The sequence below is a fragment of the Kosakonia cowanii JCM 10956 = DSM 18146 genome (assembly GCF_001975225.1).
GTDB lineage: Bacteria > Pseudomonadota > Gammaproteobacteria > Enterobacterales > Enterobacteriaceae > Kosakonia > Kosakonia cowanii.
This window is the reverse complement of sequence record NZ_CP019445.1, coordinates 2431110-2445751: the sequence shown is the minus strand read 5'-3', so window position 1 is coordinate 2445751 and position 14642 is coordinate 2431110. Positions and strand designations below refer to the sequence as shown.

Annotated in this window: 11 protein-coding genes; 7 read left to right on the top strand and 4 right to left on the bottom strand. The window is 59.0% G+C overall.

Going from position 1 to position 14642, the window contains the following annotated elements:
* Complete coding sequence (locus BWI95_RS11485) at positions 1-2208, top strand: PA5441 family protein (protein WP_054804534.1); 2208 nt, start codon at positions 1-3, stop codon at positions 2206-2208.
* Complete coding sequence (locus BWI95_RS11480; RefSeq protein ID WP_054804533.1) at positions 2178-2915, top strand: DUF3142 domain-containing protein; 738 nt, start codon at positions 2178-2180, stop codon at positions 2913-2915. The genes BWI95_RS11485 and BWI95_RS11480 overlap by 31 nt, the downstream gene beginning before the upstream one ends.
* Here the strand turns inward: BWI95_RS11480 and cueR are convergent.
* A complete protein-coding gene (gene cueR / locus BWI95_RS11475; RefSeq protein ID WP_054804532.1) occupies positions 2869-3279 on the bottom strand; it encodes a Cu(I)-responsive transcriptional regulator in 411 nt (136 codons plus the stop codon). The genes BWI95_RS11480 and cueR overlap by 47 nt on opposite strands.
* A gap of 206 nt (positions 3280-3485) precedes the next feature.
* On the opposite strand from cueR, the gene BWI95_RS11470 reads away from it, so the two are divergent.
* The 4 genes from BWI95_RS11470 to ybaK all read left to right on the top strand — a co-directional run bounded on the left by BWI95_RS11470 (position 3486) and on the right by ybaK (position 7904).
* Positions 3486-3782, top strand: coding sequence for a TM2 domain-containing protein (locus tag BWI95_RS11470; RefSeq protein WP_023479055.1), 297 nt, complete (start codon positions 3486-3488; stop codon positions 3780-3782).
* 171 nt (positions 3783-3953) lie between these two features.
* The gene (gene copA, locus BWI95_RS11465; protein ID WP_054804531.1) at positions 3954-6452 is read left to right on the top strand and encodes a copper-exporting P-type ATPase CopA; all 2499 of its coding nucleotides are present in this window, start codon (positions 3954-3956) and stop codon (positions 6450-6452) included.
* A gap of 85 nt (positions 6453-6537) precedes the next feature.
* Complete coding sequence (locus BWI95_RS11460; protein ID WP_054804530.1) at positions 6538-7347, top strand: TraB/GumN family protein; 810 nt, start codon at positions 6538-6540, stop codon at positions 7345-7347.
* Positions 7348-7424: 77 nt separating this feature from the next.
* A complete protein-coding gene (ybaK, locus tag BWI95_RS11455) occupies positions 7425-7904 on the top strand; it encodes a Cys-tRNA(Pro)/Cys-tRNA(Cys) deacylase YbaK (protein WP_076769504.1) in 480 nt (159 codons plus the stop codon).
* A gap of 4 nt (positions 7905-7908) precedes the next feature.
* Here the strand turns inward: ybaK and ushA are convergent, their stop codons facing one another.
* On the bottom strand, positions 7909-9516 hold the full coding sequence (ushA, locus tag BWI95_RS11450) for a bifunctional UDP-sugar hydrolase/5'-nucleotidase UshA (protein WP_415859157.1): 1608 nt from the start codon (positions 9514-9516) through the stop codon (positions 7909-7911).
* A gap of 563 nt (positions 9517-10079) precedes the next feature.
* Between ushA and ybaL the strand changes: the two genes are divergently transcribed.
* Positions 10080-11762 (top strand): YbaL family putative K(+) efflux transporter, encoded by a 1683-nt coding sequence (gene ybaL / locus BWI95_RS11445; RefSeq protein WP_054804529.1) that lies wholly within the window; start codon positions 10080-10082, stop codon positions 11760-11762.
* A gap of 452 nt (positions 11763-12214) precedes the next feature.
* Here ybaL and BWI95_RS11440 read toward each other — a convergent pair whose 3' ends face one another.
* Entirely contained in the window at positions 12215-13519 is a 1305-nt protein-coding gene (locus BWI95_RS11440) for an inosine/guanosine kinase (RefSeq protein WP_076769502.1), read from the bottom strand.
* Between the two features lie 61 nt (positions 13520-13580).
* A complete protein-coding gene (gene hemH, locus BWI95_RS11435; protein WP_023478268.1) occupies positions 13581-14543 on the bottom strand; it encodes a ferrochelatase in 963 nt (320 codons plus the stop codon).
* Positions 14544-14642 lie beyond the last annotated feature (99 nt).

The window sequence follows — 14642 nt, the reverse complement described above, 5'->3', positions numbered from 1 at the left end:
ATGGGCCCGCAAAAACAGCTCGCGCTGGGCATCCTGCTCGCGCTTGGCGCCAGCGCATCCGCGCTGGCCTCTTCCGATATTGATGATTGCACATGGGGCAGCCCCGGCTGCTACCTCTCCACACCGCCGGTTATCGCTATCCATACCGATACCCGCGACAACCTGCTGCGCCTGCTGGGCGACAGCAAAGGCCTCTATCCGCTGCGCCAGCCGATGCCGGCAGATGTTACCCGCAGCCGCAACGTGTACTTCGGCGTGCATCACGATGACGCGCCGCCTGCCGCTGCGACAGAAGCCACAACGCTTGCCGCCACGCTGCGCCAGCAGATGAATGCGCTGGGCGTCGCGAGCGACAACACGCTGCCGCCCGCCCTGCTGCGCCTGCTTGCCGACGGCAATGACGCGCAAACCGCAACAGCGGTTGATGACGCGGGCAACGACGGTGAAACCCGCTTTGTCTCACAAAACAACGCGACGCTTTCAGCCTTCTTCGCCGCCCTGCTTGAGGATAAATCCCTGACCGCGCCGCAGCGCCAGGCGCTGGCGACCGCACGTATCGCTGCTAATGAATCTTCGCAGAGTACAGAGGCGATCAGCGCCCTCTCCTTCCCGGAGAATTCAGCAGCGGCGGGTTTTCGCACCTATCTTCAGGCCGCCAATAGCTTTTATGCCGGTGATTATGCCGCCGCCGAGCCGCTTTTCACTTCGCTGACAAAGAGCACGCAACCGTGGCTTGCCGAGACGGCGAGTTACATGCTGATGCGTAATGCGCTCAACGCCAGCAGCGAAAACGCCAACGGTGAATATGGCGATTTTGACGTTGCGAAAATTGATAAGCCCCACGCTGAGCAGGCGCGAAGCGCGGCGGAAAGTTACCTCAAGCAGTGGCCGCAGGGGCGCTATGCCGCCTCGACCCAGGGGATGCTGCGCCGTATTGATTGGTATCTTCAGCAGTGGGACAGCCTTGCGGTGCGCTACGAAAACGCACTCTCTGCCTCCACCAGCGGCGATGCGCTGGTGACGCTGATCAATGAGAGCGACAACAAGCTGCTGAGTAAGGATGTTAGCTGGGGAGGCGATGCGTTTGTCAGCGCGCCGAATGCTTCGCTGATGACCTTTATTGCCGCCCTGCGCTGGATGCGCGAATCGCCCTGCCGGGAAAATATGCCCTGTATCGATAACGCCTGGCTTGAGAGCCATAAAGCGGAGTTCGACAACAACCAGCGCGGCGCCTTATGGAACTACCTTCGTCTGCAACTGGCTTATAGCACGCAGGATTACGCTGCGGTGGTCAGCGGTATCACCCCGGCAAAAGCGCTGGCGGAGCATGACGTACTCGCCTTCAGCGAACAGGTGCTATATGGCGATGCGCTGATGGCGCAAAAAGCCTGGCCCGAGGCGCAAAGCCACTGGCTGCGCCTGCTCGATTTAAGCCGTGACGTCGAACAACAGCAGTTGTTACAGGCCAAACTGGCGGCCACGCTGGTCGCGAGTGAGAAGGTCGATGAGATCTTTGCAGCGAAGAGCCGGGTCACTAACCTGCGCTTTCGCTCGCTGGTGCTGAAAACCAAAGCCTCGCGCCCGCTGCTGCTTGCGCAGGCACAACACGGGCCGAACAGCGAAGAGCGTACGATCGCCCTGCACACCTTGCTGATGCGCGATTTGACCGCCGGAAACTACGCCGACTGGTTACAGGATAAAAAGCTGATTGCCGCCATTACGCCGCCGGTAAAAGATGAGGCGTTCTCGGATGTCGATCTGAACGTCTTTAACTGGCAAGGCAGCGATGAGGCGAGCCGCTACACCTGTGCCGCGCTGGATAAGACCGTCACTACGCTGAGCAAAACGCCAACGGATGGGCATGCGCTGAACTGCCTCGGCGAATTCTTCCGCACCACGCAGGCGAGGGTCTCGCTGGGCGCCGATCGCGGTGGCAATGATGCCCTTGACGATGCCACCACAATGAAAGCGCTGCCCGGCGTGCCGCAGCGGCTGGCCGCCTATCAGCAGGTAATTAACGACCCGAAAGCGGAGCCGGAAGATAAGAGCTATGCCCTCTACCGTGCAGTGATGTGTTATGCCCCCTCAGGCTATAACGATTGCGGCGGCGAGGACGTGGAGAAATCGGTGCGTAAAGCCTGGTTCCAGCAACTGAAGAGCCGTTATCCCGGAAGCGTATGGGCCAACGAACTCCGCTACTACTGGTAATCACGCTTGCTGCCCTGCTCGCTTCATTAAGCCCTGCAAAAGGGCAGGAGCAAGCGTTCTGGCTCTGGTCCGGCGTGCGCCCCGGCGAGGCGTTGCGCCAGGCCGACGTGGTCTATCTTCACCAGGGCGAGGTAGTGATCCACGGCGGTAAAGCGGTGTTTGAGCGCAAAGGGCTGCCCGTTAACCGGCTGGTCTTTCCGCGCATCTGGTTGACGGTGCGCTTTGCCACTCTCGACGTGCCGGATACGGTGCTGCTGCGCCTGAACAGCCTGCTGGCGCGTTGGCAGGCGGCGGGAAATGAGGTCGTTGGCCTGCAGATTGATTTCGATGCCGCCACCTGGCGGCTCGATGAGTACGCCCGCTTTCTGCAACGGCTGCGGCACACGCTGCCCGCGCACTATGCGCTGGGGGTTACCGGGCTGCTGGACTGGGCGAAAACCGGCAGCGTGGCCACGCTGAATGCCTTGCCGGTGGATGAACTGGTGGTACAGAGCTATCAGGGACGCCGTACGGTGGCGAATTTTACCGATTATCTGCCGGCGCTCGCTGGCCTGCGCATTCCCTTCAAACTGGGCGTCGTGGCGGGCGGGATGTGCGATGAGCAAGAGATTGCGAAGCTTGCCGCCTCGCGCTGGTATCGCGGCACGGTGACCTTTCTGCTTAACCCTTTGCCTGGCGATGACAGCAGCCGGAAAGGTTGTCCATAATCGGACAATCGGCACCCTCGTCGCCGGGGCAGGCTTCTGCCAGCGTCAACAACTGGGTGCGCATCGCCTGCAATTCGCTGATATGGCGCTCAATCTCGGCCACTTTCTGTAACGTACGGGCTTTCACATCGGCGCTGTGGCGGGTGGGATCGTTAAACAGATTAACCAGTTCGCCGCACTCCTCAAGGTTAAATCCCACCTGGCGCGCCTGGCGCAGCAGCGTCAGCTCATTGAGATGCTGCTGGTTGTAGCTGCGATAGCCGTTTTCACCGCGCAAAGGCGGCGTCACCAGCCCCTTCTGCTCATAAAAACGGATCGCTTTACTGGTTAAACCGGTCTTTTTTGCCACATCGCTGATATTCATCATCTTCCTCATCATTTACACAGACTCAGAGGGCGGCAAATAGTGCGACGCCTGTTATGAGGCCGGGAAATAATATTAATCCTTACGATATCGCAAAACAAATATATGCATGTGGTAAATATTTCTATTTGCTCATCTGCCGCTTCGCTATACCATAGCGCGGGATTTTCAAATAATGATAAAAGTTCGACACACAGGAGTTGTTTATGAGTGATATGGCTTTTTGCCGCGGTTGCGGAAAGGAGATACATAAAGAAGCGGTGGCATGCCCGAGCTGCGGTGCGCCACAGAGCACCGCTGGCAAGAAAAGCCGCATCTCCGCTGCGCTGTTCGCCTTCTTCCTTGGCGGCTTCGGCGCGCACAAATTCTATTTAGGTAAACCGGGACAGGGCATTCTTTATCTGCTGTTCTTCTGGACCTGTATTCCGGCAATCATCTCCTTTATCGAATTTATTATTTACCTGTGTAATTCCGACGAAGAATTCGCGCGTAAATATGGCTGAGTATTAACCGCCAAATGATGCCAGACCCCGCTCAATGCGGGGTTTTTTATTTCTGACGGCGTTTTTTGCCGTGTGAGCTATTTTGTGCCGCCCTGAACTTGACCTTCCCCTCGCGGGAAGGTTTAAGCTTATTGCGTGTTATCAAACGTCTCATCCCTGAGGAGAACGCGTATGTCTCAAACCATAGAGCTAAACCTGGATGGCCTCACCTGCGGCCATTGCGTTAAACGTGTAAAAGAGAGCCTGGAAAAGCGCCCCGACGTTGAGGCGGCCGATGTCACCATCGAGCATGCCCATGTAACGGGCAGCGCCAGCGCCGAAGCGCTTATCGCGACTGTCGAAGAGGCGGGATACGGCGCGAGCGTCAGCCACCCAAAGGCTAAACCGCTGGCAGAGTCATCACTCCCGTCGGAAGCACTGACAGCGGCCACTCCAGAGCTTCCGGCAGCACACGATCTTGATGACAGCCAGCAGCTGTTGATCAACGGCATGAGCTGCGCCAGCTGTGTCTCCCGGGTACAAAAAGCCTTACAGGCGGTTCCGGGCGTCACGCAGGCACGGGTAAACCTGGCGGAGCGCACTGCGCTGGTGATGGGCAGCGCGCCCGCCGCAGAATTGGTCAGCGCCGTTGAGCAGGCGGGCTACGGCGCGGAAGCGATTGAAGATGATATTAAGCGTCGCGAGCGCCAGCAGGAGACGGCGCTCGCTACCCTGAAGCGCTTTCGCTGGCAGGCGATTGTCGCCCTGCTGGTCGGCGTGCCGATCATGCTGTGGGGGATGATCGGCGACAATATGATGGTTACCGAGGCTAACCGCTCGCTGTGGCTCGGCATTGGCGTGCTCACGCTGGCAGTGATGGTGTTTGCCGGTGGGCACTTCTACACCAGCGCATGGAAAAGCCTGCGTAACGGCACCGCAACCATGGACACGCTGGTTGCCCTTGGTACCGGCGCGGCCTGGCTCTACTCGATGAGCGTCAATATCTGGCCGCAGTGGTTTCCGATGGAAGCCCGCCACCTCTATTACGAAGCCAGCGCGATGATTATCGGTCTGATTAACCTCGGTCACATGCTGGAAGCGCGCGCTCGCCAGCGCTCGTCAAAAGCGCTGGAGCGGCTGCTCGATTTAACCCCGCCAACGGCGCGGGTGGTCACGCCTGAGGGCGAAAAAAACCTCCCGCTGGCCGAAGTGCAGCCGGGCATGACGCTGCGCCTGACCACCGGCGATCGCGTACCGGTGGATGGCGAGATCCGCGACGGCGAGGGGTGGTTTGATGAAGCAATGCTGACCGGCGAGCCGGTGCCGCAGCAAAAAGGCGCGGGCGAGACGATCCACGCTGGCACCGTGGTGCAGGATGGCAGCGTCCTCTTTACCGCCAGCGCCGTGGGTAGCCACACCACGCTGTCGCGCATTATCCGCATGGTGCGCCAGGCACAGAGCAGTAAACCGGAGATTGGCCAGCTCGCTGACCGCATTTCAGCGGTGTTCGTTCCGGTGGTCGTCGCCATCGCCCTGCTGAGCGGTGCCATCTGGTACCTCTTCGGCCCGGCCCCGCAGATTGTCTATACGCTGGTGATCGCTACCACGGTGCTGATTATCGCCTGCCCCTGCGCCCTTGGGCTGGCGACGCCGATGTCGATTATCTCCGGCGTCGGGCGTGCGGCGGAGTTTGGCGTGCTGGTGCGCGATGCCGATGCGCTGCAACGCGCCAGCACCCTCGATACGCTGGTGTTTGATAAAACTGGCACCCTGACGCGCGGCAAACCGGAAGTAGTGAGCATCACCGCGCTGGAGGGGGATGAAACGATCGCCCTGCGCCTGGCAGCAGCGCTTGAGCAGGGCTCCAGCCACCCGCTGGCGCACGCGATTGTGGAAAAAGCCGCAAGTGATGCGCTGCCGGAAGTGAAGCAGTTCCGCACCCTGCGCGGGCTGGGGGTCAGCGGCGAGATTGACGGGCAGCGCGTGCTGCTCGGCAACCAGGCGCTGCTGGCGGAGCAGCAGATCGATACGCGCGCGCTGGATGAGGAGATTGCCGCCCAGGCCAGCCGTGGCGCGACGCCAGTGCTGCTGGCGGTAGAGGGCAAAGCGCGGGCGCTGTTCGCCATTCGCGATCCGCTGCGTGACGACAGCGTGCAGGCACTACAACGCCTGCACCGCGCCGGTTACCGGCTGGTGATGCTGACCGGCGATAACCCGACGACGGCAAATGCGATTGCCAAAGAGGCGGGCATCGATGAGGTGATTGCCGGAGTATTGCCGGATGGCAAAGCCGAGGCGATCAAACAGCTCCAGCAGCAGGGTCGCCAGGTGGCGATGATTGGTGATGGCATCAACGATGCTCCGGCGCTGGCGCAGGCCGATGTCGGTATTGCGATGGGCGGCGGCAGCGATGTGGCGATTGAAACGGCGGCCATTACGCTGATGCGCCATAGCCTGATGGGTGTGGCCGATGCGCTGGCAATTGCCAACGCCACACTGCGCAATATGAAGCAGAACCTGCTCGGCGCGTTTATCTATAACTCGCTTGGCATCCCGATTGCCGCCGGGATTCTCTGGCCGCTGACCGGCACACTGCTCAACCCGGTGGTAGCCGGAGCAGCAATGGCGCTCTCCTCAATTACCGTGGTGAGTAACGCCAACCGACTGCTGCGCTTTACCCCGCGCGACTAAGCCCCCGCCCCGCCGCTACCTGTGGCGGGGTTTACACCCTCCCGCTTCGCGCGTTAGCATGCCTTTTTACTCTCAGGAAGCGCGTATGAGCCTGTTTCAACGATTGAAAGCTTTTCTTTTCGCGCTTCGTCAGCGCCGCTACCCCTGGCCTGCATTGGACGTTGAGTTGCCCGGTGACCGGCACCTTCACCTGGTCGGCAGCATTCATATGGGCACCCACGGCATGGCGCCGCTGCCCGCCGCGCTGCTGCAAAAGGTGCGCGAGGCCGATGCACTGATTGTCGAGGCGGATATCGCCGGTTCCGACTCGCCGTTTGCTAACCTTCCTGACGCCGACCCGCTCGACACCCGCCTCAGCCCGGCGCTGCTCGCTTCGTTAGGGAGCACGCTGGAGAGCCTGTCGTTAAGCCGTGCGGCATTTGAGACGCGCCCGGCCTGGCACATCGCGCTGGTGTTACAGGCAACGCAGGCGCAGCGGCTCGGGCTGCGTTCCGACTACGGCATTGACTACCAGCTGCTACAAGCCGCACAGCGTTTTAACGTGGCGATCATGGAACTGGAGGGCACCACCAGCCAGCTCGATATTTTGCGCCAGCTGCCGGACGACGGTAGCGAACTGTTGCAGGACACCCTCACCCACTGGCATGAGAATGCGCGCCTGTTACAGGTGATGATGAGCTGGTGGCTGGAGAGCCCGCCGCGTGATGAAAACCTCAGTCTTCCCTCAACCTTTAGCCAGCCGCTGCACGATGTGCTGATGCATCAGCGTAACCGCGCATGGTGCGACTATCTGTTCCGCCTGCCGCCGGGGCGCTATGTGGTGGCCGCAGGCGCGCTGCATCTCTATGGCGACGGCAATCTTCCCTCGCTGTTAGCGGAAAAAATGGCCCATTAGCGCAAGATGCTACTATTTTCCCGGGTGGAAGCAGGCGTATGCTTACGGCGTGAAACCGCTTGATAAGAAGGATTATTATGACGCCCGCCGTAAAGTTACTGGAAAAAAATGGCATCGCTTTTCAACTCCACAGCTACGATCACGACCCTAACGAAACCAACTTCGGCGATGAAGTGGTGCGTAAGCTGGGGCTGGATGCCGACAGGGTTTATAAAACGTTGCTGGTGGCGGTCAACGGCGATATGAAGCAGCTGGCCGTGGCGGTGACGCCGGTGGCCGGGATGCTCGATTTGAAAAAGGTCGCCAAAGCGCTGGGCGCGAAAAAAGTCGATATGGCAGATCCGATGGTAGCGCAGCGCACCACCGGCTATCTGGTGGGCGGCATCAGCCCGCTCGGGCAGAAAAAACGCCTGCCGACGCTGATCGATGCGCCCGCACAAACCTTTGACACTATCTATATCTCTGGCGGTAAGCGCGGGCTGGATATTGAACTGGCGGCGAGCGATCTGGCGAAACTGCTGAGTGCGCAATTTGCCGATATCGCCCGCCGCGAGTGAGGCGTTACTGCCAGCTCACTTCGCCTTTCGGTTCGTAAGCATTCACATCCAGCGGTGAGTTGTTCTGGATGAACTCTTTCAGCACTTCAGCGTCAATAAAGCCGGTGTTCACGTACCCGGCTTTATCATCCAGCCGCGGATAACCATCACCGCCGGTGGCGTTGAAGCTCAGGGTCGCCAGACGGTAGCTTTTCGCCTCATCCAGCGGTTCGCCTTTGATCTTCACGTCGCTCAGCTGGCCGCCTTTCGCTACAAAACTGACGTTGGCAAACTGCGGGTAGGCGCCGGAATCGGGCTTCATCTGCGCTACTGCTGTCAGGTAATCCAGCAGCTCTTTACCCGTAAGATTGACGTAGGCGACGGTGTTACCAAACGGCTGCACTTTCAGCACATCTTTATAGGTGATATCGCCTGCTTCAATGCTGTCGCGAACGCCGCCGCCGCTCATCACCGCCAGATCCGCGCCGGTGCGCGCCATCTGCGCCGCAAGCAGTACCCGCGCCAGGTTGGTCTGCACAAAGCGCACTTTGCTGCGATCCCCCTCAAGGCGGCCCGTCGTACTACCAATCTTCACGCCCAACTGCGCTTTGCCTTTGTTCTGGAACGGCGTCAGCAGCGAGAGCATCTGCGCGTTTTCGGCAATTTCCGGCGTGTAGAGCACGCGTTCGCTTTTGCCGTTGTCGTAGGTCACTTTCTTCTTCAGGTTGACCGGGATGAGCTGGTAGCGCACCAGTTTCATCTCGCCGTTACGGAACTGAAAATCCGCGCGACCAACGTATTTACCCCACTCATGGGCCTGCACAATCCAGGTGCCGTTTTGCTGATCCGGTGCGCACGGTGTGCCGGGCACATAATCGGCCTGTTTTTTATTCTCCGAGGCCATGCAGACCGGATCCTGTGAGTGACCGCCCACAATCAGCGCCAGCGCCCCTTTCGGCAGGCTGCGCGCCATTTCGACGTCGCCCGGCGCGTTGGAACCATGCTCGCCGTTGTCGTAATGGCCCATATGGGTGGTGGCGATAATCACATCCGGTTTTTCATTTTGATTCAGTTCATCAATGACCAGCTTCGCTTCGGCAGCCGGTTGGCGGAACTCGATATCAGTGAAGTACTCCGGGTTACCGATTTTGGCCGTGTCGTCGGTGGTCAGGCCGATCACGGCAATTTTCAGCCCTTCGCGGTTGAAGATCATCCACGGCTTAAAGAGGCGCTGATTGGTGCTCTTCTGGTAGATATTGGCGGAGAGGAAGGGGAACTTCGCCCACTTCTCCTGCTGGCGCAGGACGCTCATCGGATTGTCGAACTCGTGGTTGCCGACCGCCATTGCGTCATAACCAATAAGGTTCATGCCGCGGAAATCGGGCTCGGCATCCTGCAAATCGGACTCCGGGACGCCGGTATTGATGTCACCGCCTGAAAGCAGCAGCACGCTGCCGCCCTGCGCCGCCACCTCTTTGCGAATGCCGTCCACCAGCGTCTTCTGCGCCGAGAGGCCATATTCGCCATACTCGCTGCGCCAGAAGTGACCGTGGTGATCGTTCGTGTGCAGGATGGTGATGTTATAGGTTTTATCCTGCTCGTAAGCCTGCGCCGGCAGGCTTAATGCGCCCATCGCCGCCAGCAGGCTCACCGTAATACTCTTCTTTAACACGCTCATGCTTCTCTCCCTGACCCCATTGGTGAAAGGAGAAAATACAGCGCTCGTCAATAATAGACAAATAAGTTCTGGTGACTCTGCCAGGCAGCGTTTGTTACGCGTCACTTTTTATTTCCTGCCTGCCCCTTCATTCTGCGTAAGCGTGCTGCAAACCCAATCTTGCGGACGCGCGAGCGCAACAAGCGTAGCGATGCGCGGTTGCATTGCATGAGCAGGCAGAAAGCGCATCTTCCCCTGTTTACACAGGATGATCACCATATTCGCTCACCATCACGCTGACTTCCCTGCCTTTCTGCCCGGGGAAAGCCCTAGTTTTCTCTGCCGTTTATCCTTTAAAACGGCGTTAGCGCCCTTAGTTATGTTATGGCAGAGCCGGTTGGCGATTTTTTTCATCCAAATTGCTGTTTTCTTCATAATTCAACAATTATTAACAAACGCAGCCGGCAAAATTGTCATAAACTGTTACTTAGCTATCGGTCGACGACCGTGGGATCCACGCATCAACGAAAGGAGACGGAATGCATCACGCCACACCGCTTATTACCACCATTGTCGGCGGGCTTGTGCTCGCTTTTATCCTCGGCATGATTGCCAACAAACTGCGCATTTCCCCTCTGGTGGGCTACTTATTAGCGGGCGTGTTATCAGGGCCGTTTACGCCGGGTTTTGTGGCGGACACCAAACTGGCACCCGAACTGGCGGAGCTGGGCGTGATACTGCTGATGTTTGGCGTCGGTCTGCACTTCTCCCTGAAGGATTTGATGGCGGTAAAGGCCATCGCCATTCCCGGTGCCATCGCACAGATAGCCGTCGCGACGCTGCTGGGTATGGCGCTCTCCGCCGGGCTTGGCTGGTCGCTGATGACCGGCATCGTCTTTGGTCTCTGTCTCTCAACCGCCAGTACCGTGGTGCTGCTGCGCGCCCTTGAGGAGCGACAGCTGGTGGATAGCCAGCGCGGGCAGATTGCCATCGGCTGGCTGATCGTTGAAGACCTGGTGATGGTGTTAACGCTGGTGCTGCTGCCCGCAGTAGCGGGCATGATGGAGAAAGGCGATGTCGGCCTTGCCTCGCTGGCGGTGGATATGGGCATCACCATCGGTAAAGTGGTGGCCTTTATCGCCATTATGATGCTGGTCGGTCGCCGCCTGGTACCGTGGATCATGGCGCGCAGCGCCGCGACCGGATCCCGCGAGCTGTTTACCCTTTCGGTGCTGGCGCTGGCGCTCGGTATCGCCTTCGGCGCGGTTGAGCTGTTTGATGTCTCCTTCGCCCTCGGTGCCTTCTTCGCCGGCATGGTGCTTAATGAGTCCGAGCTGAGCCACCGCGCGGCCCACGACACGCTACCGCTGCGCGATGCTTTTGCGGTGCTCTTCTTCGTCTCCGTCGGCATGCTGTTCGATCCGATGATCCTTGTCGATCAGCCGCTGGCGGTGCTGGCAACGCTGGCAATTATTGTCTTTGGTAAATCGGCGGCGGCTTTTCTGCTGGTGCGCATGTTTGGCCACTCGCCGCGTACCGCATTAACCATCGCCGCCAGCCTCGCGCAGATTGGTGAGTTCGCCTTTATTCTTGCAGGGCTGGGGATGGCGCTGGATCTGCTGCCGCAGGAGGGGCAAAACCTGGTGCTGGCAGGGGCGATCCTGTCGATTATGCTCAACCCAATCCTCTTTACGATCCTCGAGAAATATCTCGATAAGACCGAGACGCTAGAGGAGCAGACGCTGGAAGAGGCGACGGAAGATGAGAAGCAGATCCCGGTTGATATCTGCAACCATGCGCTGCTGGTCGGCTTTGGCCGCGTCGGCAGCCTGCTCGGCGAGAAGCTGATTGCCCAGGGCATTCCGCTGGTGGTGATTGAAACCTCCCGCACGCGGGTGGATGAGCTGCGCGAGCGCGGTGTTCGCGCGGTGCTGGGCAACGCGGCGAATGAAGAGATTATGAATCTGGCGCATCTGGATTGCGCCCGCTGGCTGCTGTTGACCATTCCGAATGGTTATGAAGCGGGTGAGATTGTCGCCACCGCGCGCGAGAAGTGCCCGAACATTGAGATTATCGCCCGCGCCCATTATGACGATGAGGTGGATTACATCAGCGAACGCGGTGCAAACCAGGTGGTGATGGGTGAGCGCGAGATCGCCAATACGATGTTGAATATTCTGGCGAATACGCCAGCGGGAAATGAAGCCGCTGAAACCGCGTAGGCCGGATAAGCGTGCAACGCGCCATCCGGCAATGGGGTTTTCATATGGCTCTGGTGGTATTATTCCGTTCACCAGGCGTGGGGGAGTTTCATTGACCTCTTATGCGGTGAACGGGATAAGGGAAGCGGCCGCGCTCCCCTTATCAATCCCCGCGGCCCCGCGAGGAAATCGGTGCTGCGCACTGCGCTCACCTCCCGCGTGCCCGACTGCGGCCGGCTCGACTCGACATCCTGTCTCGGTTCGCCTCTGTCCGCCATCCATGGCGTCCAGACCTTGTCATTCACGCTTCGGTTCGCCGATTTCAGCGGGGACACAACACCCCCGCTGTCATATTAGAGATAAAAGCAAAGTCGGTATCGCTGATAGATTGCCGGATGGCGCTAGCGCTTATCCGGCCTACGCCGTTTCAGCAACACGGGTACAATTACGCGGCTTCGTTACTGGCCTTATCCTTAACGCTCCCAGTACGCCTCTTCGAGGCTATCTTCCCGCTCCGGCAGGCCGCGGGTTAAGCGCGGGGAGTGCTGGTTCAGCACCTGGTAACTGACGCGGTTCGCGTATTTGCACACCTGCGCCAGCGACGAGTAGGTCAGCCAGCTGAAGTTATGCTTACTGGAATTTGGCACGTTATTACGGTGATAGTTATTAGCAGTAATATCATGCAGCAGCGCCGCCAGCGCGCCATCGCCTGCGCCGTTGGTGTTCATGATCTTCTCCGGCCCGCCCATATAGGGGGCGATATGGGAGTAGATGCGCAGCGGATGCTCGCAATCCTTATGACGGATCGCACGGCTAAACTCATACTGGTTAAATTCGGCAATCGCGCCCGGCAGCAGCGGGTGCTGGGTTTTGCGCTTCGCCTCATCTTCGGTAAAGCCCGCCATATATAAGCCGACCGGCCCGGCGGTGCAGAGCACCAGATCGACCCAGTCCAGCGCTTTATCCGCCGCCATCAGCGGATCGCTCTCACCGGTCAGGGCGTGCCCCTCCTCTTCATTCATCGCCAGAATCGAGACGTTCTCTTTGAGGAAGTCGCGCCACCACGGCACGTTATCGGCGATAACGTATTTGGTACCCAGCGTCAGCACCACCGGCACATTGTGCTTTTTGGCATAGGCCACCGCCTGCATGGTCGCCTCCGGCATCGGCTCGCCGGGCTTACAGCGCACTAAATAGGAGGAGAGCACCAGCGCGGAGGCGCCAGCAATCACCTCTTCAGAAATACTTTCCGGGCGCAGCTGGTTCATATGACCGGGGCTGATGGCGAAGGTGCGCTCACCGCTGTCGCTGACCAGCGTAAAGCAGCGGCCAATTGCACCCTCAACGCCCTGCAGGTAGTTAAGATCGGTACGGCTGGAGGTGTTGCAGAGGTAACGGTAAGCGTAACCGCCGATTTGCACGTTGTCGCACATCACGCCCAGCAGCACCGAGCGGTCATCGGCCAACACCGAGTAGTTGTGCAGGGTATTGCCAATGGTGCCGCCGGCAAACTGGTGGGTAATCAGGTTATTGCTCACCAGTTCCTGATAGAGCGCTTCGGCGACATCATCGGCGATCACCAGCGAATGGCCCGCACTGAGGCCGAAACGTGCGATAAACGCATCATCCACTTTCGCTTCGATATCCACCAGCGTCTGGTCGATGCCGACCACCCAGCTGGTGCCGGTTTCGCTCTCAGGCTGGATTTGCTGCAATAAGGGGTCGCGGGCGTTGACGGGGAAATAGTGTTTGGACTTACGTTTACCGGGAAATTTCATCTTTGTGCTACGTGCAATACATTCGGGCCGTGCATGGTATCACACTCGGCCCGCGCAGCGATCAGCGATATTTGGCCGTTAAGTTGACCATCATCTCAATATGTTCCGGTGAATCATTCAGCGCAGGAATGTATTCATACTTTTCGCCCCCGGCTTCGAGGAAGAACTCGCGGTTCTGCACAGCGATCTCCTCCAGCGTCTCCAGGCAGTCGGCGGCAAAGCCCGGTGACATCACCTGAATATGCTTCACGCCCTTCTCACCGAGCATTTTCAGCGTCTCATCGGTGTAAGGCGTCAGCCACGGCTCGCGGCCAAAGCGCGACTGGAAGGTCATCATCACCTTCTCCGGCGGCAGGTCGAGAGCGGAAACCAGCTCACGGGTGGTATCGCGGCAGCGCTGCGGGTAGTCATCCCCCTGCGAGGCGTAACGCTGTGGAATACCGTGGTAGGAGAGCAGGAGCAGATCCGGTTCGCCATGCTGCGCAAATGAGGCGCGCACGCTGTTCGCTAACGCCGCGATGTAGTCTGCGTTATCAGCGTAGTCGCGAATAAAGGAGATGCCGGGGATAAAACGTTTTTTGCCGAGAATACGCGCCAGCTCATCCCAGACGGCGGCAACCGTCGAGCAGGAGTACTGCGGGTAGAGCGTGAGCACAACGATATGTTCGACGCCCTGCGCCATCAGCGCCTCGACCGCGCTCTCCAGCGACGGTGAACCGTAGCTCATGCCGAGCGCAACAGGCACATCCGGCAAGCGAGCGGCTAACGCCTTTTCCTGCCTGCGGCTGTAGACCATTAATGGTGAGCCCTCTTCCATCCAGACGGATTTATAGAGTTTCGCCACGCGGGGAGAACGAATAGGCAGGATCACGCCGCGTAACAGCGGCCACCACAGCAAGCGGGGCGTATCGACCACGCGTCTGTCGCTTAAGAACTGCCGCAGATACCGTTTAACGGCCTGGGGGGTGGGTGCATCGGGGGTGCCGAGATTGGCCAACAAAATGCCCGTTTTTGCCTGACTCATTCGCGCCTCTTAACCATTTAACTGGTTGATTATTGTAGCCGAAAAGCGGGTAAACGGAACCAATTGCTGTGATTGATAGTTTCCCCCGACACATAGCCG